Below are 26,916 nucleotides of genomic sequence, written 5' to 3' on the forward strand. Positions count from 1 at the left end.
ATGAAATCATCCCCCTCGTCCCCTCTTCTTCAAGACGCTCCGGACTCCTCCGTTGGTTCTGGGTCCCGCGTCCTGGTCCTCTTCCGGCGGTCCCCCGGCCTGCACTACTGACAGCCTGTCAGCAGGTCATGACCTGAGGTAGGTGAGTACGGCGAGGACCCGGCGGTGATCCCCGTCACTCTGGGACAGGCCCAGTTTCAGGAAGATATTGCTGACGTGCTTCTCGATCGCACCGTCGCTGACCACCAGCTGCCGGGCGACCGCCGAGTTCGTCCGCCCCTCGGCCATCAGCCCCAGCACCTCCCGCTCCCGGGGGGTCAGCTTGGCCAGTACGTCCTGCTTGCGGCTGCGGCCGAGCAGCTGCGCCACCACCTCCGGGTCCAGCGCGGTGCCGCCTCCCGCCACCCGCGCGACCGCGTCCACGAACTCCCGGACCTCGGCCACGCGGTCCTTGAGGAGGTAGCCGATGCCCCGGCTCGATCCGGCCAGCAGCTCGGTGGCGTACTGCTCCTCGACGTACTGGGAGAGCACCAGGACGCCGAGATCCGGGTGGTCCCGGCGCAGCCGGATCGCGGCGCGCACCCCCTCGTCGGTGTGCGTCGGCGGCATCCGTACGTCCGCGACCACCACGTCCGGCAGCGCCCCCGCGGCCGCCAGCTCCCCGATCGTCCTGATCAGCGCCTCGCCGTCGCCCACGCCCGCCACGACATCGTGCCCCCGGTCGGTGAGCAGCCGGGTCAGACCCTCCCGCAGCAGCACCGAGTCCTCGGCGATGACCACCCGCACCGCGCGTTCCACGTGTTCCACGAACCGATCCCCCGCGTCTTTCGAAGCTGCGCCCGGACGGCCTCAGCATTTCAGGATGCGGACGCGGGTGGGGCGGGTGAGGCGAATTGGGGTGCAGGGGGCGGGATGGGCGTCCGGGGGGGGCGAGCCGGGACGGCGGAGAGGGGCTCGACGACACGGCGGAGGGCCCGCTCGTGACCGGGTGTCGCGAGCGGGCCCTCGTGCGTCCGTCGTCCGGACCGCCTCGTGCGCCGGGATTCGTCAGCCGGCGCTTTCGGCGGCGGGACGGCTTCCGGGACTACTTCTTGAAGCCGTAGTCCATCAGCTTCTTCGCGTCCGACGTGCGGTTGGCCACCGAGGAGGAGGTGAGGACGGTGCCGATGACCGTCTTGCCGTTCCGCGTGGCGGCGAAGACCAGGCAGTACTTGGCCTCCGGGCCGGAGCCGGTCTTGACGCCGATGGCGCCGGAGTAGCTGCCGAGCAGGCCGTTGGTGTTCTCCCACGGCATGTAGCGGTAGCCGCCGCTCTTCGTCACGACCTTCTGCTTGGTCGTCTTCGTCTTCACGACCGTGCGGAAGGTGGAGTACTTCATCGCGCTGCTCGCGAGCTTGGTCAGATCGCGCGGCGTCGAGTAGTTCGAGCCCTGGCCGATGCCGTCGAACGAGTCGAAGTGGGTGTTCTTCAGGCCCAGGGTCTTGGCGGTGCTGTTCATCTTGCCGATGAAGGACTTCACGCGCGCGGCCCGCGTGGACCCGCTGCCGAACTTGTCGGCGAGCGCGTAGGCCGCGTCGCAGCCGGACGGGAGCATCAGCCCGTACAGCAGCTGTCGCACGGTGACCTTGTCGCCCACGATCAGCCGGGCCGACGAGGCCCAGTTGTTGTTGACGATGTAGTCGCTGTACGCCTTCTGGATCGTGACCTTGGAGTCCAGGTTGAGGTTGCTCTGCGCGAGCACCACCCGGGCCGTCATGATCTTGGTGGTGGAGCCGGTGGAACGGCGGGTGTCCGCCGCCTTGGTGTAGAGGGTCTTGCCGGTGCCGTTGTTCATCACGAAGCCGCCCTTGGCGACGATCGTGGGCGGCGTGACCGTGGCGGCCTGTGCCGGCGCGGCGAACGCCCCCGCCGCCAGCACGGCTCCCGCGGTGACGACTACCGCAGATACGCGGCGAAAGCCCTTATTGCCGATTTTCAACGTAAATGCTCCAAACGCCCCTGCAGTGCGGACACATGAGAATCCGCTTCACCCTTGAGACGCGTAAACGGCGCCGATGGATGCGCTTCGTGACCGCATCTTCATCCGGTCGAGGACAAGATCCACGTGAACGCCCTACGCGGCGCCGTCGACGGCCGGGGGAGCGGTGGGGTGCCGGGCCCGCCGATTCCTCGACGCGGGCAGGGCGCGCCCGTCGCATCCGGGCAGGGCGTGCCGGGGTCAGCCGTCGTGCCGTGAGGCGCTGAGCAGGCCGCGGGCCATCATCCGGTCGACCTGCGTCAGACCGTGGATCACCCACGGTGTCACCAGGACGAGCACCAGGCCGACCGCGCTGGTGGCCCCCACCTCCCACGGTGTGTCGAGGTACCTGCCGTTGCCGTGATCGTCCCCCCACACCTGGAGGCCCGGCCGGCTGAGGTAGTCGGTGAACGTCCACCGCCACAGCGGATAGGCCAGCATGGCCCAGCCGGTGGTCCACAGGGTCACCGAGACCACGAAGGCGAACACGGCCCAGGGGAAGCGCAGGAGCGAGTGGAGAAGGTGCCGCCAGGACGCCCCGCTCCTCAGCACGGCCGCCATCCAGCCCGTCGCCCCCGGCCTGGTCGCGCGGACGGGCGCCGGACCGGCGATGCGTACCCCCAGCAGCGTGCGGGCCAGGCCGCGCTCGACACCGCCGAGCGCCCGGCAGCCGGCCAGCCCGCCCGCCAGCAGGGGAAAGCCGAGAAAGGTGACCAGCAGGCCGGCGCCGAGCGAGATCACCGCCACCGCGTAGCCGAACATCACCACCGACAGCGGGAGGCCGAGGAGGAGGAAGAGGAACTCCCGCCAGGTGCGCCCGGAGAACGGGGCGCGCAGCCCCACGGGCACGCGGGAGTCGCGGGGCTGCGGTGCGTATGTGCTGTGCGTGCTGTCCGTGGTGTCCATGGTCTCGTCGTCCGTTCCGGCCGGTGGACTCGGCCTGGTTCGCGTTCCGGCCGGCCGCTATGCGGTGGCTCCGGCTGCCACACGCCCAGAGTCCGCGATCGCCGGAGGTCGCACCATGAGGGTCTTCGCCCTCTTCTCCGGGGGTTTTCCCTACCTGCCCGCAGGCGTCCCGGCCGCTTCGGACCTCAGCCGCTGCCGATGCTGCGGCCTTCAGCCCTTCGCCGGTACCCGGGCCCGCCACGGCAGTTCCGCCGTCACTTGGGTGGGCCCGCCGGACGGCGAATGCACCAGGAACCGGCCGTCCACGGACCCCAGTCGCTCCGCCAGGCCGGCCAGCCCGCCGCCGCGGGCCACGCGCGCCCCGCCGCGACCGTTGTCCTCCACCCGCAGCAGCAGCCGGTCCTCGACCCGCCGGATCTCCACAGACGCCTGACCCGCCCCGCTGTGCTTCGACACGTTCTGCAGCAGCTCGGAGACGGTGAAGTACGCGATCCCCTCGATGGCGGGGGCGGGCCGCTCGTCCAGGCTCACCGACGTCGTGACCGGGACCGTGCAACGGCCTGCCAGGGACGTCAGGGCGGGCCCCAGCCCGCGGTCCGTGAGGATCGCCGGATGGATGCCACGGGCGAGGTCCCGCAGTTCCTGAAGCGCCAGCTTCACCTCGCCGTGCGCCTCGTCGACCATCGCCGCCGCCGATTCCGGGTCCTCCAGCAGCTTCTCCTTAGCCAGGCCCAGGCCCATGGCGAGCGCCACCAGCCGGGCCTGCGCGCCGTCGTGCAGATCGCGCTCGATGCGCCGCAGGTCGGCCGCCGCGGTGTCGGTGACCGTCATCCGGTCCGATTCCAGTTCGGCGATCCGCCGCTCCAGCCCGTCGGAGGGCGAGAGCAGTCCGCGGGTCATCGCGCGGTCGACGTTCGCCAGCCCCCGCGTGACCCAGGGCAGGGTCGGCCAGCCCACGAAGAGCAGGACGAGCGTGACCGCGAAGGTGAAGACGGCCCAGGGCAGCCGGACGAAGGCGAACAGCGCGTGCCGCCACGCGACGGAGTCCTGCAGGGAGGCCCACAGCCAGGGGAAGAATCCCCGGTCCCGTGGCCGCAGCGGGCTCGGCTCGTCGACCCGCACCCCGAGCAGCCGCCGCGCCCGGCCCCGCTCCAGCTTCCCGTACTGCCGGCACACCTTCAGGCCCGAGGCGAGCAGCGGCAGCCCGATGACGGTGACGGACAGGGCGAGCCCCAGCACGAGCCAGACCACCAGCAGCACGAACGCGAGCACGCCCAACGGGAAGTTGGTCAGCAGGTGCAGGATCTCCCGCCATGTCCAGGAGCCGAGGGGCGCTCGGGGCGGCGGAGGTGAGGTGCCGTCAGCGGCGCCGTCGGCGGCCCTGGTCCGGGAACTGTCGGTCATGGGCCCCAGATTGCCCGGCCGCGGCCGCCGGTGCCATGGGGTATCCGGGGTGGTGGGGGTGGGGTTTCCCCCACCACCGCGCCGCGGCCGCCGTGCCGGGAGGCGGGGTCCGCGACGCCGGGAAAAGGGGCATTGGTGCAGGCCGGTGGCTATCTCGTTACCGCCGTGGTGGTCGCGGCGCGGCGACGGGACCGTATGGTGTTGCGGAGGAACGGGAGAGGCGAGGGCCGATGGCGCGGGGTGACGACAGCGAGTTGCTGCCGCCGGACTCCGTGCGGCGCCGCAGGCCGCGACACGCGCTGCGGACCAACGAGCAGCGGACCTGCCGGTGCTGGGGCGACACCTCCTCCGTCGGCCGGCGGACGCGCGCGTTCCATCGGCCCGGAGCGGGTCCCGCGGACAAGAACACAGGGACCGCGTCGACATGGTGAGTGTGAGTACGGGCGTGAGCGCCGGGGCGGAACAGCGGACCGGGCTCAGCCGGGTGACGCTGGTCGGGGACCGGCGCCGGATCGAGCTCGTCGTTCCCGCGCACGAATCCCTCGGGGCGCTGCTGCCCGACATTCTCCGGCTGCTCGGTGACCGGGCGAGCGGCGGCCCGGCCGCGCAACGGCTGATCACCTCCGACGGCGCGGTGCTCGCCCCGCACGATTCGCTGGCCTCCGCGCGGGTGACCGACGGCGCCGTGCTGCGCCTCGTACGGGAGCAGGACGGCGTGTTGGCCCCGGCCGGACACGACCACGACCACGCCGAGGACGCGGCCGACCCCCTGGACGTGCGCGGCTGGGGATGGGGCGCGCGGAGCAGGGCCTGGACGGTGGTGACGGCGGGCGTGCTGCTCGCGGCGACCGCCGGCATCGGCGCGGCTTCCTGGTATCCGGGCGGCGCAGTCGCCCTCTGGCTCGGCGTCGCGGCGGCGGTCCTGGCGGGCGCCGGAGCGGCGATCAGCGCGGTCACCGGCCGGCCGGGGCACCGTGCGCCGGGCCTCGCGCTGCTGCTGCAGGGCGGCACGCTCGGTGTGATCGCCTCCTGGCACGCGGCCTCCGGCGGCAGCGCCCGGCTGGCCACCGTCGGGCTCACCGTCGCGGCCGCGCTCGCCCTGCTCGGCCTCTGCACCCCGCTGGGGCGCGGCGGCCTGATCGGCGCCGTTTCGGTCGCGCTCGCGGTGGGCGCCTGGGAGCTGGGCCTCGCGTCGGCCGGCCCGGCGCAGGCGGGCGTGGCGCTCGGCTTCGTCTCCGTCGTCGTCCTCGGCAGCCTTCCGCGGCTCGCCCTCATCGGGGCCGGACTGACCCGGCTGGACGACCTGCGCTCCGGTGGTACGCCGGTCAGCAGGCACCAGGCGGCGGCCGCGCTGGGCGCCACACATCGCGGACTCGCCCTGGCCACGGTCGCGATGGCCGTCTCGGCGGGCGCCGCGGGGGTGCTGGCCCTGGGGGAGCCGAGCGTCTGGACCGTACTGGTCGCGCTGCTGCTCGCCGGGCTGCTGTTCTCCCGCGCCCGCGCCTATCCGCTGGCGGTGGAGGTCGTCGCGCTGCTGGGAGCCGGAACGGCCGTGTGCGTACGGCTCGTTCTGCTGTGTGCGCACGACGGCGGCGCGCCGGCGGGCGCGTTGGCCGCGCTGTGCGCGTTGGCCGGGCTCGCGGTCGTGGTGCTGACGGTGCGTGTGCCGGAAACCATGCGGGCGCGGCTGCGCCGGTGGCTGGACCTGCTCGAATCGACCGGCGTGGTGGCGCTGATCCCGGTGTCCCTCGGGGCTTTCGGGGTCTACGGGCTGCTGTTCGGCGCGTTCTGACCCAGAGGGCGGTGGAGGAATCATGGCGGTGGGTGAGGACGCGGGCGCCGGTGCGGGGGCCCGCGTGAGCGCGGGCGCGGGCGCGGAACGCGGCGTGGACGCGGGAGCCGTTGCGGGTTCGGACGCGGATGCCGGTTCGGACGCGGGCGGGAGCGCTGCGCCCTCGCGGCCGATCGGCCACCGGCCCGCGGGACTCGCCGAGCCGGCCGAGCCCTCGCTCCGGACGCCGTCGCCGCCTCGGCCGGTGAGCCTTTCGAAAGCGTCGGGGGCGCCGGAACGTTCCGGGAGACCCGACCTTCCCGCGCCCTCGGAAGAGCCGGAGCGGGCCGATCGGTTCGAGCGGGAACGCCCTGTGCCGGGGCGTCAAGGTGCCCGGATCGACGGCACGTTGGACGACCGGGAGGGGGGTGTGAGTGCGGTGGATGTGATGAACGTGGCTCCTGAGGCGCGTGAGAAGAGCGAGTGGAGCGGCATGGCGAACGAGGTGGCTGCGGTGGACGGCATGAACGAGGTCGCGACCGGGACCGAACGCGGCACCGGACCGCTTCCCCCGGCGCGGCCGATGCCCACCGCCGACGCACCTGCCGGACGGCTGCCCGCGCCTACGGACGAAGCGCGGCGGCCTGCGGCTCCGGGCGAAGCGTCTCGGTCCGGGCCTACGGACGAAGCTCCTCGGCCCGAGCCGACGGGCGAAGTGCCGCGGTCCGCGGTGGTCGAAGGGCCCGCCGAGCCCGTTGCGGCTCCGCGGCCCGCTGCCCCGCTGCCCTCGCCCTCGGCGTCTGCCGCGGCGTCCCGGCCGACGGGCACGTTGCCGACGCCCTCCGGGCCCGCCGCGGCGTCGGCGCCGGAGGCGGAGCCGTCAACCCAGACACCTTCCGCAACCCAGGCACCTGCTGCCCAGGCACCTGCCGCCCAGGTACCGGCTGGGCCTGCGGCTCCGGCTCCGGCTGCGACCGGAACGGCGACGTTCGAAGCGGAGGAGCCCGGGACCGTGGATGCCGTGACCGCGAGCGCAGACTCGGCGCAGGATTCGACGCAGGCGCCGGCCCCGGCCCAAGCGTCGGCCCAGGCTCCGGCCTCGCCTCCGTCTCCGGCCTCGTCCCCTGCCGCCTTCGACGAGACAGCGGCCCAGGCCGCCCCCGCACCCCAGCCCTCCCCGCTCGCCGACGAGTCCCCGGCCACCAACGAGATCCCCTCGCCGTCGGCGCAGGCGACCACCCCTCAGCCCCCGGCTCCGGCCCCCGCCCAACCGGCTCCGGCCCAACCGGCCCAGGCCCTTCCGCCCGCTCAGCCTCCTGCCCCTCCTGCCCCGAGCCCGTCGCCCGCGGCACCCGCTCCCGGGCGCTACGGGTCCGGGCTGCCGGCGCGGACGCCCGTGTCCGTGCCGCTCCTGCCGCCCGAGCTGGCCGACGGGCAGCCCAAGCCGCGCCGCGGCGACCCGCTGTCGCGGCGGGCCGGGCGGGCGCTGCGCCGGGTGTTCGCCTCGTCCCCGGCGGCCGAGACCGCCGCCGTCACCCGGGCCGCGCACGCCATCCAGCAGCCCGTGACCACCGGCAGGCAGATCGCCGTCTCCAGCATCCGCGGCGGCGCGGGCAAGTCCACCGTCGCCGCCCTGCTGGCGCTCACCTACGCGCACTACCGCTCCGACCCCGTGCTCGCCGTCGAGGCCGACCCGGCGCTCGGCACCCTGCCGCACCGGCTCGGCGCCCGCGAGGTGCGCTGGTCGGGCAGCGATCTCGCGCAGATCGTCGATCCTTCGATGCTGATCACGGACCTGACCGGCTATCTCCTGCCCTTCGCGGGAGGCGGCTGGCTGCTGCCCGGCAGCCAGGGCGCCATCGGGACCCGGCTGGACCTCGACGCGTACCGGGTCGTGATGACGTCACTGCGCCGCCACTTCTCCACCACGGTCGTGGACTGCGAGACGCTGCCCGCGGAGGTGGCGCGCACGGCGCTGGTGACGACGCAGGCACGTGTCCTGGTCACCCCGGCGACCCCGGAGGGCGTGGCCGCCACGCGCTCCGTCGTGGACTGGATCGGCAGCCTGCACCCCGGGCTGCTGCCGACCACGGTGGTCGTCCTCACCCACTCGTCCCCGGACACCGGCGTCGACGTCCGCAAGGCCGCCGAGCACCTCGGGGCCGGCGGCGCGGCGGTCCTTCCCCTCCCCTATGACCGCCACCTCGCGGCGGGCGGCGCCATCCGCACCGAGCTGCTGGGGGAGCGCACGCGTGAGGCGGCGGCGCGGATCGCGGCCGAGACGATGGACCGCGCGGTCTCGCGGGAGCGGGGCAGGCGGCAGCAGCAGTCCGGGGAGCTGCCGGGTGCCGTGCCGACGCAGCCCGCCGCGCCGTCGGCGCCGGCCGGGGCGAGTCCCCCCGGCGGAGCCATGGGATACCCCTCCCAGCCGCAGGCTCCGCAGACGGCCCACTCCCCGGCGCACCCGCCGGTTCCGCCGCCGCAGGGGGGACCGCAGCATGCGCAGGCGCCCCAGCAGCCGTACCAGCCACACCAGCCGTACCAAGCACACCAGCCGTACGAGCCCCACCAGCCGTACGAGCAGCCGTACGCCCGGGCCCAGGCTCCGGGGCAACAGCCTCACCCCCAGCAGCAGCCCCAGTCGTACGAGCCCTACCAGCCCTATCAGCCGCACCAAGCCCAGCAGCAATCCCCGTACCAGCCGTACGGGCAGCCGATGCCGCACAACGCGCAGCCGCAGCAGGCTGTGCAGGTCTCGCAGACTCCGCAGACCCCGCACGGTCAGGGCGCACAGCACCCGCCCGTGGTGCAGTCCCAGGTGGTGCGGTCCCAGCCGGTCGCGGAGACCCAGCCGCTGCCGGTCGTCACGGTTGCGGGGCAGCCGGCGCCGGCCGAGCCGCTCCCGTCGTCGGGCGTCGCGGAACGCCCGGCCGCGAGCGAAACGGGCAGCGGGGCGGGCAGCGCCACTCCGGGCGGCGACGGTGGCCCCGACCTGCGCAGTCCGTTCGACGGCGGCCCGATCCACTGAGGCGCGGTGCCCCGCGCCGCCGCGCGGGGCCGCTCCGCCGCCACCGGGCGCAGGCCCCCAGGTAGGGCGAAGTAGGGACAAGCCCACCGTCGGCCTGACGCGGCTGCTCGGGGCACACGGGGCAGGGCCTAGACTCCCGTCCGTACAGATCGTCGAAGTCGTTGAACAAGCGCAGCAGGGAGCGAGGGGCGGACGTGCCGGACGCGACCGTACGCACCACCATCGCCGCGGACTATTTCCAGGCCTATTCGGTCGTGGGGATCATCGCCGTGATCGGCGTGCTTTTCGTCGCCGTGGCCTTCGGGGCCGGGCGGCTGCTGCGGCCCGTCGTGCCGACACCCGAGAAGCTGCTCACGTACGAATGCGGCGTGGACCCGGTGGGCGAGGGCTGGGCACACACCCAGGTCCGCTATTACGTCTACGCTTTTCTGTACGTCATCTTCGCCGTCGACTCGATCTTCCTTTTCCCTTGGGCGACGGTCTTCGCGGCCCCCGGATTCGGCGGCGTGACGCTCGTGGAGATGTTCATCTTCCTGGGCTTCCTGACCGTCGGCCTGCTCTACGCATGGAAGAAGGGCGTCCTGGAATGGACGTGACCCCCGCCTCCGACGGCTCCGCAGCCGTGCCCGAGAGCTCCGTCCCGCAGTTCGTGCCGGAGCCGCGACGCCTGGGCACACTGGCCCGCCTGGCGCCGGAACCGATGAAGGTGGTCCTCAACTGGGGCCGCCGCTACAGCCTGTGGGTCTTCAACTTCGGGCTCGCCTGCTGCGCCATCGAGTTCATCGCCGCCTCCATGGCACGGCACGACTTCATCCGGCTCGGCGTGATCCCGTTCGCGCCCGGCCCGCGCCAGGCCGACCTGATGGTCGTCTCCGGCACCGTCACCGACAAGATGGCGCCCGCGGTCAAGCGCCTCTACGAGCAGATGCCGGAGCCGAAGTACGTCATCTCCTTCGGGGCGTGCTCCAACTGCGGCGGCCCCTACTGGGACTCGTACTCCGTCACCAAGGGCGTCGACCAGATCATCCCGGTCGATGTGTACGTGCCGGGCTGCCCGCCGCGCCCGGAGGCGCTGCTGCAAGGCATCCTCAAGCTCCAGGAGAAGATCGCCCGCGAGTCGCTGGGCGAGCGGTACGCCCCGAGCGGCGGCGGCGGCGCCGCCGGCGGCGGACGGCCCTCGGCGGCCGCGCTGCGCAGTGGCCTGGTGACGCCGCCGGCCCTGCCGAACACCGCGGGTACGCAGGGCGACGCCGCGACCACCGACGCGGCATCTGACGGTGCGACCACCGGCGCGCAGGGTGATGCCGTGACCGGTGAGGCGAAGAGCGGCAAGAAGACGGCGGGGGAGGAGCCCCGATGAGCGAGCAGCCCGAGCAGCCGGCGCGCTCCGGGCAGCCCAACGGGCCCGAGCAGCCCGGACAGGCCGAGCAGCCCGAAGGGAACGAGACCCCGCAGGCCGCGGCCGGCGAGGAGGCCGCGGCGGACGCTGCCGCCGAGCCCGAGCCCGAGCCCGAGCCCGAGCCCGTCGTCGAGCCCGTTGTCGGCTGGCTGCCGAGTCCCGCGAGCGAGATCTTCGGTACCGGCGCCTCGGCCGAGCTGGCGTACGACCTGCTGACGGTCGACGTACCGGCCGACGGCTGGCTGACCGCGCTCACCGCCGCCCGCGACGACCTCGGCTGCACCTATTTCGACTGGCTGAGCGCCGTCGACGAGCCGGCCACCGGCTTCCGGATCTGCGCGCACCTCGCCGATGTCTCGCACCCCGGTGCCGTCCGCCGGCTGATCGTCCGTACGACCGTGCCGCACGACGGCGCCGCGCTGCCCACCGCTGTGGGCGTGTTCGCCGGTGCGGGCTGGCACGAGCGCGAGACCCACGAGATGTTCGGTGTCGACTTCACCGGCCACCCGCACCTCGTGCCCCTGCTGCTCCCGGAGAACTTCGAAGGGCACCCGCTGCGCAAGGACTTCGTGCTGGCGGCCCGCGTCGTGAAGGCGTGGCCGGGCGCGAAGGAGCCGGGCGAGTCCGAGCACGGCGGGCCCAAGCGCCGGCAGATGCTGCCGCCCGGCGTCCCCGACCCGAACGAGTGGGGCCCGCTGAAGGGCCAGCTGCCGCCCGCGCCCGCGCGGCCGGCTCGTGGTGCGCGTGCGGCGGGCGGTGCGCGCGCGGCGGGTGCTGCCGCGGGCGAGCGCCCGGCACGGCGTACCAGGACGGCGAGCGCAGGCTCGGCCGGCCAGCGGGAGGCGGCCGCCGAACCGACCGCCACCGAGGCGACGGCTTCCGGGGCGGCCAAGGCCGCTGCGGCAGAGTCCGCGCCGGCGGCCGAGCCGCCCGCGCGCACCGAGCGCCCGGAACCCCGTACCCCTGCGGCGAGCGAGGAACCGGCCGGCAGCGGTCAGGCGGACGCGGCCGAGGCCGGGGCGGCGGAGGCTGCCGCGGCCGAGGTCTCGGCACGCGAGGCGGCACCGGCCAAGGAAACCCCCGTCAAGGAAGCCGACGCCCCGGCCGAGGCGGCCCCGGCCGCGGACGCGCCGTGGCACCACGCGCGCCCCGCCTTCGACGACCCGAAGCCGGCGCAGCCCCGTGAGCCGGAGGAAAACGGGCAGCCGGAACCGGATCCCGAGTCGGCCCCGCGGCAGGACAAACCCGCGGCGCCGGCTCCGTCCCAGGACCGGGCCGGAGAGCCCGGGCCCGAGACGGAGCAGGCCCCCGAGCCGGATCCCGGCTCCTCCCACCCCCCGACCACCCCCGAAGACCCGGCAGGAGGCAACGCCCCGTGAGCGACGCTCTCGACATCGCGCTGCGCCTCGTCGCCGTCTTCGTGATCTTTCTGGTGTTCCCGCTGGTCATCGGGCAGACCGAGCACAAGGTCATGGCGCACATGCAGGGCCGGCTCGGCCCGATGTACGCGGGCGGGTTCCACGGCTGGGCCCAACTCGTCGCCGACGGCGTCAAGTTCGTGCAGAAGGAAGACATCGTCCCGGCCGGCGCCGACCGGCGGATCTTCCAGCTTGCGCCCGCCGTCGCCCTGCTGCCGTACCTCCTGGTCCTCGTCGCCATCCCCATCGGCCCCGGCAACGCCGTGGGACAGGTCGTCGACGCCGGCATCTTCTTCGTGCTCGCCGTCATGGGGGTCGGCGTGCTCGGCTCGCTGATGGCGGGCTGGGCCTCGGCCAACAAGTTCTCGCTGCTCGGCGGCCTGCGCACGGCCGCGCAGCTGCTCGCCTACGAGCTGCCGATGCTGCTCGCCGCCGCGTCCGTCGCGATGGCCGCCGGCACGGTCTCGCTGCCCGGCATCATCGAGGCCTTCCACTGGTGGTGGGTGCCGTGGCAGATCGTCGGCGGACTGGTCTTCTTCACCGCCGGCCTCGCCGAGCTGCAGCGCCCGCCGTTCGACATGCCGGTCGCCGACTCCGAGATCATCTTCGGCGCCTACACCGAGTACACCGGCCTGCGCTTCGCGCTCTTCCTGCTCGCCGAGTACGCCGGGATCGTCATCCTCTGCGCCCTGACCACCGTGCTCTTCCTCGGCGGCTGGCACGGCCCGTCCGGCGCCGACGGCCTCGGCTGGCTGTGGACGCTGCTGAAGACCGCGCTCCTCGCCTTCGGTGTCATCTGGCTACGGGTGACCTACCCCCGCCTCCGCGAGGACCAGCTGCAAAAGCTCGCCTGGACCGTCCTCATCCCGCTCGCCCTCGCCCAGATCGCCCTCACCGGCGTCGTCAAGGTGGTGATCTCCTGATGGCCTCGGACCACCAGCATGCCCACGGCACGACCGGAGGCAAGCCCGCGAAGAAGTCCGGCTTCCCCGGATCCGGGCTCGCCAAGGGCTTGGCCGTCACCCTTCGGACGATGACGAAGCGGACGGTCACCCAGCAGTATCCGGATGTCCAGCCCGACCTCCCGCCGCGCACCCGCGGCGTCATCGGGCTGTTCGAGGAGAACTGCACGGTCTGCATGCTGTGCGCCCGCGAGTGCCCCGACTGGTGCATCTACATCGACTCCCACAAGGAGACGGTGCCGCCCGCCGCCCCCGGAGGCCGCGAGCGCAGCCGCAACGTACTGGACCGCTTCGCGATCGACTTCGCGCTGTGCATGTACTGCGGCATCTGCATCGAGGTCTGCCCCTTCGACGCGCTGTTCTGGTCCCCGGAGTTCGAGTACGCCGAGACCGACATCCACGAGCTGACCCACGAGCGCGACAAGCTCCGCGAGTGGATGTGGACGGTCCCCGAACCGCCCGCGCTCGACCCGGCGGCCGAGGAGCCCAAGGAAATCGCCGCCGCCCGCAAGGCCGCCGACAAGCTCGCCGCCCAGCAGCAGGCCGAGGCGGACCGGGAGCAAGGACCACAGGAGACCCCCGGGGAGGGAACGTGACGCTCGCCGCCGCAAGCCACGGCTTCCTGTCGCCCACCGGTGTCGAGATCGCCTTCCTGCTCGTCGGCATCGCGACCCTCGGCGCGGCCGTGGTGACCGTCACCACCCGCCAGCTGGTGCACGCCGCGCTGTGGCTGGTGGTCGCCCTCGGCGGGATCGCCGTGGAATACCTCCTGCTCACGGCCGAGTTCATCGCCTGGGTGCAGGTCCTGATCTACGTCGGTTCCGTCGTCGTCCTGCTGCTGTTCGGACTGATGCTCACCAAGGCGCCGATCGGTCGCTCCCCGGACGCCGATTCGGGCAACCGCTGGGCCGCGCTCACGGTGGCCGTCGCCTCGGCCGCCGCGCTGGTCTGGGTCGTCGTGGACGCCTTCCGCGCCACCTGGATCAACCTCGACGGCCCCTCCCAGGGCTCCACCGAGGTCTCCGGCCGCTCCCTCTTCCAGCACTGGGTACTGCCCTTCGAGGCGCTGTCCGTGCTGCTGCTCGCCGCGCTCGTCGGCGCGATCGTGCTGTCCCGCAGGGACAACGGCGCGGCCACCGGCGCGGCGCCGACCGCGCCCGGGGCCGGTGCGGCTCCCGCCACGCGAGAGGACCAGCGCTGATGCATCTCGCCTACCCGGCCGTCCTCGCCGTCCTGCTCTTCTGCACCGGTCTGTACGGCGTGCTCGCCCGCCGCAACGCGATCCTGGTGCTGATGTCCGTCGAGCTGATGCTCAACGCCGTCAACCTCAACCTCGTCGCCTTCGACGTCTGGCTGCGCGACACCCTGCACGCCGGCCAGTCCCTCACCCTTTTCACCATCGCCATCGCCGCCGCCGAGATCGGCATCGGTCTGGCGATCGTGCTGCTCGTCTACCGCAACCGCGGCAGCTCCGACATCGACCGGCTCCGCGACCTCTCCGAGACGGCGGTCGAGACGGACGCGGCGGACGGGGACACGCAGCAGCCGCAGCCGGACACCAAGGCGGAGGCCACCGCGTGACGCTCACGACCACCGCCGTCCTCGTCCCGCTCCTGCCCTTCCTCGGGGCCCTCGCGGGCCTCTTCCTGGGCCGGCGCGCGCCCGGCTTCGTCCGCCCGCTGGCCGTCCTGCCGACGCTGGCCGCGGCCGCACTCGCCATCTCCGTAGCCGTCGATCAGGGCGGTGGCCCGTCCACCGACGTCGCCGTGGAGCTCACCCCCACCGGCTCGATCCCCATCGACCTGGCCCTGCACATCGACGGCTTCGCCGCGCTGCTCGCCGTCCTGGTCGGTTGCGTGGCGACCTGCGTGCAGATCTACTCCACCGGCTACCTGCGCGACGACCCGCGCTACCCCTCCTACGCCGCGCTGGTCTCCCTCTTCACCTCCGCGATGCTGCTCGTCGTCTACACCGGCGACCTGATGATGCTGCTGGTCGGCTGGGAAGTCATGGGCATCTGCTCCTACTTCCTCGTCGGCCACTACTGGGAGACCGAGGCCGCCCGCGCCGCCTCCCTCAAGGCGTTCCTCGTCACCAAGCTCGGCGATGTCCCCTTCCTCTTCGGCATCTTCGCGCTGGCCGCCGATACCGGCACCTTCCGCATCACCGGCATCCTCGGCTCCGTCGCCCGGGACGGCCTGGACCACCCGACCCTGATCGCGCTGCTGCTGCTCGCCGGTGTCGCGGGCAAGTCGGCGCAGTTCCCGCTGCACACCTGGCTCCCCGACGCGATGGCCGGTCCGACGCCCGTCTCGGCGCTGATCCACGCCGCGACGATGGTCGCGGCCGGTGTCTACGTCGTGGCCCGTCTCCTCCCCGTCTTCGCGGCCTCCGCCGCCGCGCTGGTCGTGCTCGCGGTGATGGCCGCGGTCACCATGGTCGGCTCGGGCCTCGCGGCCCTCGCCCAGGACGACATCAAGCGCGTCCTGGCCTACTCGACCGTCGGCCAGCTCGGTTACATGACCGGCGCGCTGGCCGTCGGCGACCGCGGCGCGGCCGTCTTCCACCTCATCGCGCACGGCGCGTTCAAGGCCCTGCTCTTCCTCGGCGCGGGCGTGATCATCCACGCCGCGGGCACCAACTCGCTCGCCGCCATGTCCCGGATGAGCGGCCTGTCCCGGCGCGTCCCGGACGCCTTCTGGACCATGACGGTCGCGCTGCTCGCGCTCGCCGCGATCCCGCCCTTCGCCGGCTTCTTCTCCAAGGAAGCCGTCCTGGGCGCCGCCGAACACGCCGCCACTGGTGACGCGCACGGCATCCCCGGCGCCGCCGGCTGGACCGTCCTGATCTCGGGTCTGCTCACCGCCCTCCTCACCGCGGCCTACGCCACCCGCCTGTGGCTGCTCGCCTTCCGCGGCAAGGGCGCCGAGGTCCCCGACCACGGCCCGCAGCCGATCTCCATGAACGCCGTGCTGTGGTTGCTCTTCCTCCCCACCGCCGCGCTCGGCCTGGCCGCCCCCTTCCTGCCCGACTGGTTCGACGGGCGTTCGCTGGCCCCGACCCTCACCACCTCCGTCCTCGGCACCGGCATCGCGCTCGTGGGCGGCCTGGTCACCTACGGGGCCTGGCGGCACACCACCGCCCTCGCCGCACGCTTCCCCCTCGGCGCGGTCGTCGCCACCCCGGACGTCACCCCCGCGGTTGCCGAGGAGACGGCCATCGACACCCACGCCCCGGCCTACGGCGACATCGCCGCGGCCCCGGACCCTGCCGACCCCGGCCGGCTGCTCCTCGGCCGCCTGCACCGCCACGCCGCCGTCGGCTTCCACCTCGACGCCGTCTACTCCGCCCTCTTCGTCCGGCCCGTGCGCGCCGCGGCCACGCTCGTCCGCTTCCTCGACCGCGAGGTCGTCGACACGTACGTACGCGGCGCGGGCACCGCCCCCCGCTGGCTGGGCGCCGCCGTCCGCCGCGCCCAGACCGGCAACGTGCAGACCTACCTCGGCGCCCTGGTCGCGGGCTCGCTCGTGCTGGCCGTCGCCGCCGTCCTCGTCGCTACGGGCACGGGAGCCTGACCGATGCCGCACACTCCCGGGGCACGCGCCCCGCATCGCCGGCCGACGCCCCCCGCGGCCGGGCTCGCCGGAGCCGCAACCCTGAGGAGGGCCTGACCCGTGAACCCCACCGCTCTGCAGATCCTCCTCGCGGCCGTCGTCGTGCTGCCCCTGCTGGGAGCCGTCGGCGCTCTGCTGCCGCCCCCGCCGGGTCTGCGCGGCCGCAACCCCGACCAGGCCGTACTGCGCCACGGCGTGACCGTCACCGGCGCCGTCCTCGCCGCGTCCATCGCGCTGGCCGCCGGCTTCGACCACGACCACCCGGCCCGTATGCAGGCCACCACCGACATCAGCTGGATCCCCGCGCTGGACATCCGCATCCACCTCGGCATCGACGGCATCTCGCTCCCCCTTGTCGTGCTGACCGCGCTGCTGACCTTCCTCTGCGCGCTCTACAGCTACTTCCACATGCCGAAGGGCCCGTCTCCCAAGGCATTCGTGGCCCTGCTGCTCGTCCTGGAGGCCGGCACCCTCGCCAGCTTCGCCGTCCTCGACCTGATGCTGTTCTTCCTCGCCTTCGAGATGGTCCTCATCCCGATGTACTTCCTCATCGCCCGCTGGGGCGGTGCGCAGAAGCAGGCGGCCGCTTGGAAGTTCATCCTCTACACGCTGCTCGGCTCCGTCGTGATGCTGCTCGGCCTCCTCCTCCTCGGCGTGACGTCCGGCACGTTCGACATGGTGGCACTCGCCACTGACAACGGCCCGAAGTCCCAGATCAGCCACACGGTCCAGCTGCTCGCGGTGCTCGCCATCGGCATCGGACTCGCCGTCAAGGCACCGATGTGGCCGCTGCACAGCTGGCTGCCGGACGCCCACACCGCCGCACCCACCGTCGGTTCGGTGCTGCTGGCCGGCGTCCTGCTGAAGATGGGCACCTACGGCTTCGTGCGCATCGCGCTGCCCATCGCACCAGAGGGCATGCACACCTTCGCGCCGTACCTCGCCGCGCTGGCGGCCATCGGCATCGTCTACGGATCCCTCGCCTGCCTCGCGCTGGTGCGCAGGGGCGCCAAGGGAGACCTCAAGCGCCTGATCGCCTACAGCTCCGTCGGCCACATGGGCTTCGTCCTGCTCGGCATCGCCAGCCTGACCCCCACCGGCGTCAACGGCGCGCTGTTCGCCAACATCGCGCACGGCCTCATCACCGGCCTGCTGTTCTTCCTCGTCGGCGCGCTCAAGGACCGCTACGGCACCACCGACCTCGACTCCCTCGCCGGCGAGACGGGCGCCGCCCTGTACGGCAGGGCACCGCGCTTCGGCGGCCTGCTCGCCTTCGGCGCCGTCGCCTCCCTGGGCATCCCGGGCCTGGCCGGCTTCTGGGGCGAGATGCTCGCGATGTTCGGCGCGTTCCGGCCGGCCGAGGGCCTCAGCCGGCCCGCCTTCCTGACGTTCATGGTGATGGCCGGTCTCGGCACCCTGCTGACCGCCGCGTATCTGCTGCTCGTCGTCCGCCGCGTCTGCATGGGCGGCTCGCTGCCCTCCGCGGCACCCGCGACGGCATCGGAGGCAGCAGCCGGCACCGCCTCCGGGGGCGGAGCCTCCGCCGAAGCGGCCACCCCGGAAGCCGCGGCCCCGGCCGCGCCCCACATCCCCGACATCGCACGCTACGAATACGCGGCCTGGACCCCCCTCGCCGCGCTCACCGTCCTCGCCGGACTGTGGCCCGCGGCCCTCCTCGGCCTCACCGACCCGGCCGTCCAGCAGCTCCTCGGAGGCGGTAAGTGATGAGCTCGATGACCTCCCTGGTCCAGTCCGTCGACTGGCTCGCCGTCGCGCCGCCCACCATCGCCGCGGCGGTCGCCCTGGTGGTGCTCGTCGCCGACCTGTTCCTCCCGGTGGCCAGGAAGCCGCTGCTCGGCCGGATCGCGACCGCGGGTCTCGCCCTCGCCGCGCTCTCCCTGCTGCCCCTCCTGGGCGACGACCGCCGCACCTTCTGCCTCACCGGTGCCCCCGATGTGTGCAGCTACGTGGCCGACCCCTTCGCCCTCGTCATCCAATTCCTGGTGCTTGCCGGGGCGTTGCTGACCGCCCTGCTGTCGATCGACACCATCAAGGACCACGACCTGCCCGCCGGCGAGTACTGGTTCCTGCTGCTCTCCTCCGCGGCCGGTGCCGCCCTGCTGCCCGCCTCCAGGGACCTCGCGACCCTCGTCATCGCCCTCGAAGTCGCCTCCCTGCCCGCCTTCGCTCTGGTCGGCCTGCGGCGCGGCGACCGCCTCTCCTCCGAGGCCGCGCTGAAGTTCTTCCTGTCCTCGGTGGCGGCCACCGCGGTGATGCTGCTCGGCGTGAGCTTCCTGTACGCGTCCACCGGCAGCCTGCACCTCGCCCGGGTGGCGCAGACCCTCACCGACCTCCCCGACCCCCGGCTGGCCACCCTCGCCACCGCCGGTGTGGCCCTCACCCTGGTCGGCTTCGCCTTCAAGACCGCGGCCGCGCCCTTCCACTTCTGGGTGCCGGACACCTACGTCGGCGCGCCCCTCCCGATCGCCGCGTACCTCTCGGTCATCGGCAAGGCGGTCGGCTTCTCCGGCCTGATCCTGGTGGCGATCGAGGGCTTCCCCTCGTACGCGCACGTCTGGGGCCCCGCGCTGGCCGTCATCGCCGCGCTCACCATGACCGTGGGCAACGTCGCCGCGCTGCGCCAGAAGCCGGACCGGGCGCACAGCGCCGTGCGGCTGCTCGCGTGGTCCTCGGTCGGTCAGGCCGGCTACCTCCTGGTCCCCATCGGGGCCGCCGGATACGCCGACGACCCGGCGCGGGCCATCGGCTCCACGGTCGCCTACGCGCTGATGTACGCGGCGGTGAACCTCGGCGCCTTCGCGGTCGCCGCCCTGGTGGCCCGCACGAGCCCGGCCAACCGCATCAGCGACTACCGCGGCCTGTACGCCCGGCGCCCGCTTGCCGCCCTCGCCCTCGGCTTCTTCCTGCTCTGCCTCGCCGGACTGCCGCCGGGCATCATCGGCCTGTTCGCCAAGGTCACGGTCTTCTCCGTGGCCGTCGACGCGGGCCTGGGCTGGCTCGCGGTGATCATGGCCGTCAACGTCGTGATCGCGCTCTACTACTACCTCCAGTGGACCGCGGTCCTCTTCCGGGGCCCCGCGACCGCCAAGGACGGTGCCGCGCAGGCAGCGGACGGAGCACCGGCCCCGCAGCCGGCCCGCCCCCGGATCCCGGCCGCCCTCACCGCCGCCATCGCCCTCGCCACGGTCCTCGGCATCGCGCTCTCCGGCTACCCGCAGCTCGTCCTGCGCTTCGCCTCCGGAGCCCTGCTCTAGCCGACGGAGCTCCGCTGCGGCCGACGCGGTCCGACTTCAGCTGAAGCCGGACCACGTCGGCCGCAGCGCGTCGCCGCTCACCCGTACGGCGGTACATCGGGCATGCTCCACGACGCGACCCGGGTGCCCCACCTGGCCCCGTCCCCGTGCACAAGGGAACCAGCCCTCCTCATCTGGCGTTGACCGGTGAGTAAGGGTCCACTGGAGAGTGGAGTTCGAAGCAAGGGTTCCCCTGCCGCACCGCTTGGAGGGCGTACCGTGCACCGCCGGCACAACGGGCTCAGGACCGCCGTACTCCTCGGGGGACTGTCCGCCCTCATCATCGTCATCGGCGGCCTCTTCGGCCGTACGGGCCTCATCGTCGCCGTCGTCGTCGCCCTCGGCACCAACGCCTACGCGTACTGGAACAGCGACAAACTCGCCCTCAAGGCCATGCGGGCCCGCCCCGTCAGCGAGTTCGAGGCGCCCGGGCTCTACCGCATGGTCCGCGAACTCTCGACGGCCGCCCGCCAGCCCATGCCGCGCCTGTACATCTCCCCGACCCAGGCGCCCAACGCCTTCGCCACCGGCCGCAACCCCCGCAACGCCGCCGTCTGCTGCACCGACGGGATCCTGCAACTGCTCGACGAACGCGAGTTGCGCGGCGTCATCGGCCATGAGCTGAGCCATGTCTACAACCGCGACATCCTGATCTCGTCCGTCGCCGGCGCCCTCGCCTCCGTCGTGATGTTCCTCGTCAACTTCGCCTGGCTGATCCCGATAGGCCGATCCGACGACGACGAGGGCCCCGGCCTCCTGGGCATGCTGCTGATCATGATCCTCGGGCCGGTGGCGGCGTCCCTGATCCAGCTCGCCGTCAGCCGCTCCCGCGAGTACGCCGCGGACGCCTCGGGGGCCCAGCTCACCGGCGACCCGCTGGCCCTCGCCTCCGCCCTGCGCAAGCTGGAGGCGGGCACCAAGCAGCTCCCGCTGCCGCCCGAGCCGCGTATCGAGACGGCCAGCCACATGATGATCGCCAACCCGTTCCGCGCGGAGGGCATGTCGAAGCTCTTCGCCACCCACCCCCCGATGCGCGAGCGCATCGCCCGTCTCGAAGAGATGGCGGGCCACCGCCCATGACGCCCGGTGGCCGTCGTCCACCACCGCCCCGCCCCCGGTGCACCGGACCTCCGCCGGCGCAACGCCGCAGGGCACTCAGGGCGTCCTTCACCCCAGACACATTTCTCGCCGTGCCCGTGGAAGGCTGACGATCATGAAGTTCCTCCTCAACATCCTCTGGCTGATCCTGAGCGGCCTGTGGCTGGCGATCGGCTACGTCATCGCGGGTCTCATCTGCTGCATCCTCATCATCACGATCCCCTTCGGCATCGCGTCCTTCCGGATCGCCGGCTATGCCCTGTGGCCGTTCGGCCGGACCACCGTCGAACGACGCGACGCCGGCGCCGGCTCGGCGATCGCCAACGTCATCTGGATCGTCTTCGCGGGCTGGTGGCTCGCCCTGGGCCACATCGTCACCGGCCTGGCCCTGTGCGTGACGATCATCGGCATCCCCTTCGGCATCGCCAACTTCAAGATGATCCCGATCTCCCTGCTGCCGCTGGGCCGCGACATCGTGCCCACCGACCAGCCCTTCAGCGTCCGCTGACCGGCGGCCTCCCGGCAGATCAGGCCCGCACGAGCCCCCGGGGCGACGTATACCGCCGGAAGCCGAGCGGTTCGACGCCCGGGAGGCTCGCGATCAGCCGCATCACCTGCCCGCCACTCCTCAGCTTCGCGACGGCCACCCGCTCGTGCGACTCCGCATCCGTCCACTCGCTGTAGTTGACGACCCGGGTGCCGTCCTCGGAGAGATGGAAGTGCGAGGCGATGCCGCCCGCCCCGCTCTGCCGGCCGTCGAACATGTCCATCAGCCCGTCGACGAGCTGCCGCGCGTCGCCTTCCCCCGCCGTCCGGAAGGCGACGCGCACCACGCACCCCGACGCGGGCGCCGCGCCCTGCGGCAGCAGGCTGCGGTACAGCCGGAAGCGGCCGGGCCCCGCGTCACCTTCACCCCCGACACCGACCGGAGCCGCCGCGAGCCCCTCACGCGGCCGGTTCTCCTCGCGCGATACGAACTCCCGGTGGGCCGCGCCGCTCGTCCACTGCGCGTAATCGAGCACGCTGCGCCCGTCCGTCCCGGCGAACATCACCCGCGACAGGAAACCCGCCGGCAGCGGCGTCTTCTCCCAGGCGCGCGCCACCCCGTCCTGGGCCGCCCGCTGCCCCTCGGGGCCGCCCGCGTCCCACTCGCCGATCAGCACGAGGCCACTGTCCGGCCGCCGGATCTCGGGAAACACGTCCGTGCGAAAGGCGTCGCCGGACCCGGAGTCCACCCCATCCGGTGAATGCGTCGATGTCATGGCAGCACCCTCCGGCCTCAACCGGACTTGAGGTCAACCCCCGCCACCGCCGTACAACGCCGGTGGGGCGGCGCGCCCCTGGCACACCGCCCCACCCGGTCCGACCCGCCGGCAGCACTCCTGCCGCCGCCGGCCGCCGGCTGCTACCGGTAGTTCGCGAACTGGATCGCGAAATCCAGGTCCTTCCCCTTGAGCAGCTGCTGCACCGACTGCAGGTCGTCCCGGCTCTTCGAGCTGACCCGCAGCTCATCGCCCTGCACCTGCGCCTTCACGCCCTTGGGGCCCTCGTCGCGGATGATCTTGGCGACCTTCTTCGCGTTGTCCTGCGAGATCCCCTCCTCGATCGAGGCGGAGATCCGGTACTCCTTGCCCGAGGCCTGCGGCTCGCCGGCGTCCAGCGCCTTCAGCGAGATCCCGCGCTTGATCAGCTTGGACTGGAAGATGTCGAGAACGGCCTTCACCCGCTCCTCGGCGTTGGCCTTCATCTCGATCTTCTCGCCCGACCACTCGATCGACGCACCCACGCCCTTGAAGTCGTAGCGCTGCGAGATCTCCTTGGCGGCCTGGTTGAGGGCGTTGTCGACCTCCTGCCGCTCGACCTTCGAGACGATGTCGAAACTGGAGTCGGCCATGTTGAGTTGGCTCCTCGTACGTAGATCCGTCAGGGCTACGGCCCGTGCCGGACCGCCCCGCCAGCCTAGCCACCCACCGGTGATCCGGCGCCGCGGAATCGAGTGGCGAACCACCCCCGGCCATCAGGTATGGTTTACGTCGTTGCCACAGAGCGCCGCCCACAGCGGATCTCCCGGCAGCAAACCCTGGCGGTGTGCCCGAGCGGCCAAAGGGAGCAGACTGTAAATCTGCCGGCTTCGCCTTCCCAGGTTCGAATCCTGGCGCCGCCACAGGTGTGAAGGGGCCCCCGGATCGTAGAAATACGGTCCGGGGGCCCCTTTCGTATGGGCGCGGCGGCCGCCCGTCCGGCCCGGACTCAGTGCGCGGCCACCGCGCGGACCGCCTCGGCGACCGGGACATCACCGTTGATCAGTTCCAGCGTCCGGCCGATCATGCCCGGCTCGGCGAGCAGCTCCGCGAGGACGGCCGCGACATCGTCCCGCGTCACCTCGCCCCGGCCGGTCGCGTCGGCCAGGGTCACCAGGCCGGTGCCGGGGTCGTTGGTCAGGCGGCCGGGCCGCAGGATGGTCCAGTCGAGGCCGGCCCGCGCCCGTACGTCCGCGTCCGCGGCGCCCTTCGCCCGCAGGTACGCCGCGAAGACCGGGTCCGTGCCCTCCGGCGGCTCACGGTCCGCGCCCATGGACGACACCACGAGGAAGCGCCGTACGCCCACGGCCTCGGCCGCGTCGGCGAAGAGGGAGGCCGCGCCGCGGTCCACGCTCTCCTTCCGCTCGACGCCGCTGCCCGGCCCGGCGCCCGCCGCGAAGACGGCCGCGTCCGCGTCCTGGAGGTGCCGCGAGACCTCCTCCACCGACGCCGACTCCAGATCGCAGACCACCGGCTCGGCACCCGCGGCCAGCAAGTCCCCGGCCTGCTCCGGCCGGCGGATCATGCCCGCGACCTCATCCCCGCGCCCGGCGAGCAACCGCTCCAGCCGAAGCGCGATCTGACCATGTCCACCTGCGATGACAATGCGCATGGTGCCGACCGTACGCCGAAGTGGGCCGCACGCCGAAGGACCGGGCCGGGCTCACGGGCCGTCAGGGGCAGTGCACCGCACCGCTGTCGGGGCCACGGCTCAGCGCTGTGACTGCCGGGGCAGATCCAGCGCCACCTCCGCCGCCGAATCGCAGTACTCCCGCACCGCGCTGGTGCGCGCGACAACTCGCCCCCGGTGCACCACGATCCGGCTGTAGGCGAGCGAGAGCACACCGGCGATCCGTTCGCCGCGTACCGCCAGCAACTCGGCGGGGAAGCCCGCCTCGACACGTACCTCCGGCAGGCCCAGCGTCGCCCGCGCCGCGCCGCTCACCGCCTCGTAGGCCGCCTCCGGCGTGGCCTCCCCCAAGGAGGCCAGCAGATACGCCGCCTCAAGGGGGTCGCCGCGGCCCACCGGGTTCGCCACGTCGCGCAGCGCCCCGCTGCCCGCCGCGACCCGCACCCCGGCCGCGCGCAGCAGCCGCACCGGCGCAGGCCGGGACACCCGGGAGCCGTAGCGCTCCAGGGCGGTGCAGTCGCCCTGCGGGAGGCAGACGACGGCGACGTCGGCGGCGGCGAGCTGCTCTGCCACCCGGGACGCGACGCTGCGCGGCATCCGCGCCATCCCGGCGCACGGCCCCAATGCCACCCCGGACCGCAGCCCGCCGGCCATCGCGGCGAAGCGCGCCAGCCGCGCCGGGTCGTCGCCGTCCGTGTGCAGGTCCACCGGGCAGCCGTGCTCCCCGGCCATCTCCAGGACCGTCTCCATGTACCCGGCCGGGTCCGGGTCGAGATCCGGGCAGCCGCCGATGACCGAGGCGCCCATCTTCACGGCGTCCCGCAGCATCGCCAGCCCGTCCGCGCCGGCCACCCCGGTCAGCACCCGCGGGACCGCGACCGCCGCCAGCTCCGCGAGGCCGCGCAGCGACCTGCGGGCCGCGAGCACCGCCTCCAGCGACCGCAGGCCCTGGACGTCGCCGATCCGTACGTGGCTGCGCGAGGCGGTGGCCCCGTGCCCGAGTTGCAGCAGCGCGGCCTCCGTCGTGCGCCGTTGGACGTCCTCGGGCGAGTCGGAGGCGGGCCCGTCGGAGTCCGCGGTCAGGGCCGTGTCGCAGTGTGCGTGGGGTTCGGCGGGGGCGGGCAGCAGGAGATAGCCGGCGAGGTCCACGCGGGAACTCTGCGCCGGGAGGCTGCCGGTCGTCCCGACGGCCTCGATGTGCCCGCCGCCGAGCCGTACGTCCACCGTGCGTCCGTCGGCGAGGCGGGCGCCGCACAGCAGCAGCGCTCCGGCGTCCGACCTTGCAACTCGACCGGAACGATCGGGCTTCCCGGGCTGTCCCGGCTGTGGTTGCGGCTGCGGCGAACCGTCGGACATCGCGCTCCTCGAAGGCACGGGCGTGCAAGATCACGCAGCGTTGCGCCGAGCCTAGGGGGCCGCCGGGAGAGCTTCGAGCAGGCGCGAAAAGTCGTACCGGTGTGGTGCGCGAGGCGGCTGGGGGACGGCCCGGATACGGATTTCACCTTTGGCTGCGGGCCGTGTAATGTCTTCATCGCTCGCCCCAATAGCTCAGTCGGCAGAGCGTCTCCATGGTAAGGAGAAGGTCTACGGTTCGATTCCGTATTGGGGCTCTGGTGTGAGGTTCCTCGCCTTCGGGCGGGGTCTCCCACATCGCAGCGGTGTAGCTCAGTCGGTAGAGCAAGCGGCTCATAATCGCTGTGTCACCGGTTCAAGTCCGGTCACCGCTACTGACAGTAGCCGATTGTGGGCTCGGTCCTCCGATCGGCTACTCTTTTATGCGTTCACCCGTCCATCCGTCCGTCAAGGAGCACTCACGTGGCTGCCACAGACGTCCGCCCGAAGATCACGCTGGCCTGCGTGGAGTGCAAGGAGCGGAACTACATCACCAAGAAGAACCGGCGCAACGACCCGGACCGTCTTGAGATGAAGAAGCACTGCCCCCGTTGCAACTCGCACACTGCGCACCGCGAGACGCGATAACTCAGGCTCGTTCGTGAGGCCGTCCCCATTTCTGGGGGCGGCCTCACGGCGTTGTCACCACTTCTGTACAGGGAGGTTGCGAGCCCATGGCGCTCGACCCGTCTTTTGTCGGACGCACGTACCCGCCCACCGACCCGTACGAGGTCGGCCGGGAAAAGATCCGCGAATTCGCCGAGGCCATCGGTGACAGCAATCCCGCATACACGGACACCGAGACGGCCAAGGCCCTCGGCTACCCCGATGTGATCGCGCCGCCGACCTTTGTGTTCGCGATCAGTTTCAAGGCCGCGGGACAGGTCGTCGAGGACCCGCAACTGGGCCTGGACTACAGCCGGGTGGTGCACGGCGACCAGAAGTTCGCCTACACCCGGCCGGTGCGCAGCGGCGACCGACTGGCCGTCACCTCCACCATCGAGGCGATCAAGACCATGGCGGGCAACGACATCATCGACATCCGCGGTGAGGTGCACGACGAGGCCGGCGAACACGTCGTGACCGCCTTCACCAAGCTGGTGGCCCGCGCCGCCGAGGAGGCCTGAGATGCCCGCGAAGATCTCCTACGACGACGTCGAGGTCGGCACCGAACTCCCGGCGCAGTCCTTCCCCGTGAGCCGCGCCACCCTCGTCCGGTACGCGGGCGCCTCCGGTGACTTCAACCCGATTCACTGGAACGAGAAGTTCGCCAAGGAGGTCGGACTGCCGGACGTCATCGCGCACGGCATGTTCACCATGGCCGAGGCGATCCGGGTGGTCACCGACTGGGTGGGCGACCCCGGCGCCGTCGCCGAGTACGGCGTGCGCTTCACCAAGCCCGTCATAGTCCCCAACGACGAGACCGGCGCGCTGATCGAGGTCAGCGCCAAGGTGGCGGCCAAGCTCGACGACGACGACCGCACGGTCCGCGTCGACCTCACCGCGACCAGCGCGGGCCAGAAGGTGCTGGGCATGTCCCGCGCCGTGGTCCGGCTCGCCTAGGGCTGACCCCGAAGGACACGCCCGGGCGGGGCGTACGCAGGCCCGGAGCCGCCCCGCCCGGGGCGGCCGGCCGACGGCTGCCGGGCCGCCCCCGTACCC

The 26,916-nt window shown here is 72.7% G+C and carries 25 protein-coding genes and 3 tRNA genes; 20 read left to right on the forward strand and 8 right to left on the reverse strand.

What is annotated here, in order from left to right:
* Positions 1-126 precede the first annotated feature (126 nt).
* The 4 genes from QOM21_RS19935 to QOM21_RS19950 all read right to left on the reverse strand — a co-directional run bounded on the left by QOM21_RS19935 (position 127) and on the right by QOM21_RS19950 (position 4,327).
* The gene (locus tag QOM21_RS19935; RefSeq protein WP_407555732.1) at positions 127-786 is read right to left on the reverse strand and encodes a response regulator; all 660 of its coding nucleotides are present in this window, start codon (positions 784-786) and stop codon (positions 127-129) included.
* Between the two features lie 298 nt (positions 787-1,084).
* Positions 1,085-1,978 (reverse strand): D-alanyl-D-alanine carboxypeptidase family protein, encoded by an 894-nt coding sequence (locus QOM21_RS19940; RefSeq protein WP_407551919.1) that lies wholly within the window; start codon positions 1,976-1,978, stop codon positions 1,085-1,087.
* A 240-nt stretch (positions 1,979-2,218) separates the two neighbouring features.
* Positions 2,219-2,923, reverse strand: a complete 705-nt coding sequence (locus tag QOM21_RS19945; protein ID WP_407551921.1) for a sensor domain-containing protein — start codon at positions 2,921-2,923, stop codon at positions 2,219-2,221.
* A gap of 210 nt (positions 2,924-3,133) precedes the next feature.
* A complete protein-coding gene (locus tag QOM21_RS19950; RefSeq protein WP_407551922.1) occupies positions 3,134-4,327 on the reverse strand; it encodes a sensor histidine kinase in 1,194 nt (397 codons plus the stop codon).
* 424 nt (positions 4,328-4,751) lie between these two features.
* On the opposite strand from QOM21_RS19950, the gene QOM21_RS19955 reads away from it, so the two are divergent.
* The 14 genes from QOM21_RS19955 (at position 4,752) to QOM21_RS20020 (ending at position 21,439) form a co-directional block, all read left to right on the forward strand.
* Entirely contained in the window at positions 4,752-6,119 is a 1,368-nt protein-coding gene (locus QOM21_RS19955) for an EsaB/YukD family protein (protein ID WP_407551923.1), read from the forward strand.
* Positions 6,120-7,494: 1,375 nt separating this feature from the next.
* A complete protein-coding gene (locus QOM21_RS19960) occupies positions 7,495-9,126 on the forward strand; it encodes a hypothetical protein (RefSeq protein WP_407551925.1) in 1,632 nt (543 codons plus the stop codon).
* Positions 9,127-9,320: 194 nt separating this feature from the next.
* Positions 9,321-9,722 carry an NADH-quinone oxidoreductase subunit A gene (locus tag QOM21_RS19965; RefSeq protein WP_407551927.1) on the forward strand — a complete coding sequence of 134 codons (402 nt, stop codon included), beginning with the start codon at positions 9,321-9,323 and terminating at the stop codon, positions 9,720-9,722.
* Positions 9,713-10,486, forward strand: a complete 774-nt coding sequence (locus QOM21_RS19970) for an NADH-quinone oxidoreductase subunit B (RefSeq protein WP_407551929.1) — start codon at positions 9,713-9,715, stop codon at positions 10,484-10,486. Before QOM21_RS19965 ends, QOM21_RS19970 begins: the two co-directional genes overlap by 10 nt.
* Positions 10,483-11,904, forward strand: coding sequence for an NADH-quinone oxidoreductase subunit C (locus QOM21_RS19975; RefSeq protein ID WP_407551930.1), 1,422 nt, complete (start codon positions 10,483-10,485; stop codon positions 11,902-11,904). The genes QOM21_RS19970 and QOM21_RS19975 overlap by 4 nt, the downstream gene beginning before the upstream one ends.
* The gene (locus QOM21_RS19980) at positions 11,901-12,866 is read left to right on the forward strand and encodes a complex I subunit 1/NuoH family protein (protein WP_407551932.1); all 966 of its coding nucleotides are present in this window, start codon (positions 11,901-11,903) and stop codon (positions 12,864-12,866) included. Before QOM21_RS19975 ends, QOM21_RS19980 begins: the two co-directional genes overlap by 4 nt.
* Positions 12,867-12,976: 110 nt before the next feature.
* Positions 12,977-13,501: a NuoI/complex I 23 kDa subunit family protein gene (locus tag QOM21_RS19985; RefSeq protein ID WP_407555733.1), complete on the forward strand. Its 525-nt coding sequence runs from the start codon at positions 12,977-12,979 to the stop codon at positions 13,499-13,501.
* The gene (locus tag QOM21_RS19990; protein ID WP_407551934.1) at positions 13,498-14,106 is read left to right on the forward strand and encodes an NADH-quinone oxidoreductase subunit J; all 609 of its coding nucleotides are present in this window, start codon (positions 13,498-13,500) and stop codon (positions 14,104-14,106) included. Before QOM21_RS19985 ends, QOM21_RS19990 begins: the two co-directional genes overlap by 4 nt.
* On the forward strand, positions 14,106-14,486 hold the full coding sequence (nuoK, locus tag QOM21_RS19995) for an NADH-quinone oxidoreductase subunit NuoK (RefSeq protein ID WP_407551936.1): 381 nt from the start codon (positions 14,106-14,108) through the stop codon (positions 14,484-14,486). Before QOM21_RS19990 ends, nuoK begins: the two co-directional genes overlap by 1 nt.
* Positions 14,483-16,480, forward strand: coding sequence for an NADH-quinone oxidoreductase subunit L (locus QOM21_RS20000; RefSeq protein WP_407551938.1), 1,998 nt, complete (start codon positions 14,483-14,485; stop codon positions 16,478-16,480). Before nuoK ends, QOM21_RS20000 begins: the two co-directional genes overlap by 4 nt.
* A 99-nt stretch (positions 16,481-16,579) precedes the next feature.
* Positions 16,580-18,244: a NuoM family protein gene (locus QOM21_RS20005; protein WP_407551940.1), complete on the forward strand. Its 1,665-nt coding sequence runs from the start codon at positions 16,580-16,582 to the stop codon at positions 18,242-18,244.
* Entirely contained in the window at positions 18,244-19,794 is a 1,551-nt protein-coding gene (locus QOM21_RS20010; RefSeq protein ID WP_407551942.1) for an NADH-quinone oxidoreductase subunit N, read from the forward strand. The genes QOM21_RS20005 and QOM21_RS20010 overlap by 1 nt, the downstream gene beginning before the upstream one ends.
* Before the next feature lie 258 nt (positions 19,795-20,052).
* Positions 20,053-20,913 (forward strand): zinc metalloprotease HtpX, encoded by an 861-nt coding sequence (gene htpX, locus QOM21_RS20015; protein ID WP_407551944.1) that lies wholly within the window; start codon positions 20,053-20,055, stop codon positions 20,911-20,913.
* Positions 20,914-21,046: 133 nt separating this feature from the next.
* Positions 21,047-21,439: a YccF domain-containing protein gene (locus QOM21_RS20020; RefSeq protein WP_407551946.1), complete on the forward strand. Its 393-nt coding sequence runs from the start codon at positions 21,047-21,049 to the stop codon at positions 21,437-21,439.
* A 19-nt stretch (positions 21,440-21,458) separates the two neighbouring features.
* On the opposite strand, the gene QOM21_RS20025 is transcribed toward QOM21_RS20020, so the two are convergent.
* Positions 21,459-22,193, reverse strand: coding sequence for an antibiotic biosynthesis monooxygenase (locus tag QOM21_RS20025; RefSeq protein ID WP_407551948.1), 735 nt, complete (start codon positions 22,191-22,193; stop codon positions 21,459-21,461).
* 143 nt (positions 22,194-22,336) lie between these two features.
* Positions 22,337-22,825, reverse strand: coding sequence for a YajQ family cyclic di-GMP-binding protein (locus QOM21_RS20030; RefSeq protein WP_407551950.1), 489 nt, complete (start codon positions 22,823-22,825; stop codon positions 22,337-22,339).
* A 188-nt stretch (positions 22,826-23,013) separates the two neighbouring features.
* Here QOM21_RS20030 and QOM21_RS20035 point away from each other — a divergent pair.
* Positions 23,014-23,095 (forward strand) — tRNA-Tyr (locus QOM21_RS20035).
* Positions 23,096-23,181: 86 nt separating this feature from the next.
* Here the strand turns inward: QOM21_RS20035 and QOM21_RS20040 are convergent.
* Positions 23,182-23,844, reverse strand: coding sequence for an SDR family oxidoreductase (locus QOM21_RS20040; RefSeq protein ID WP_407551952.1), 663 nt, complete (start codon positions 23,842-23,844; stop codon positions 23,182-23,184).
* 99 nt (positions 23,845-23,943) lie between these two features.
* Entirely contained in the window at positions 23,944-25,218 is a 1,275-nt protein-coding gene (locus tag QOM21_RS20045; RefSeq protein WP_407551954.1) for an amidohydrolase family protein, read from the reverse strand.
* 181 nt (positions 25,219-25,399) lie between these two features.
* Between QOM21_RS20045 and QOM21_RS20050 the strand changes: the two genes are divergently transcribed.
* From QOM21_RS20050 to QOM21_RS20070, 5 genes are all read left to right on the forward strand, one after another.
* Positions 25,400-25,472, forward strand: a tRNA-Thr gene (locus QOM21_RS20050).
* Positions 25,473-25,516: 44 nt separating this feature from the next.
* A tRNA-Met gene (locus QOM21_RS20055) sits at positions 25,517-25,589 on the forward strand.
* 88 nt (positions 25,590-25,677) lie between these two features.
* Complete coding sequence (rpmG, locus tag QOM21_RS20060; protein WP_006604855.1) at positions 25,678-25,842, forward strand: 50S ribosomal protein L33; 165 nt, start codon at positions 25,678-25,680, stop codon at positions 25,840-25,842.
* An 86-nt stretch (positions 25,843-25,928) separates the two neighbouring features.
* Positions 25,929-26,381 carry a MaoC family dehydratase N-terminal domain-containing protein gene (locus QOM21_RS20065; protein ID WP_407551956.1) on the forward strand — a complete coding sequence of 151 codons (453 nt, stop codon included), beginning with the start codon at positions 25,929-25,931 and terminating at the stop codon, positions 26,379-26,381.
* 1 nt (position 26,382) lies between these two features.
* The gene (locus tag QOM21_RS20070; RefSeq protein WP_407551958.1) at positions 26,383-26,817 is read left to right on the forward strand and encodes a MaoC family dehydratase; all 435 of its coding nucleotides are present in this window, start codon (positions 26,383-26,385) and stop codon (positions 26,815-26,817) included.
* Positions 26,818-26,916 lie beyond the last annotated feature (99 nt).

This window comes from Streptomyces sp. Pv4-95, assembly GCF_045782725.1.
Taxonomy (GTDB): domain Bacteria; phylum Actinomycetota; class Actinomycetes; order Streptomycetales; family Streptomycetaceae; genus Streptomyces.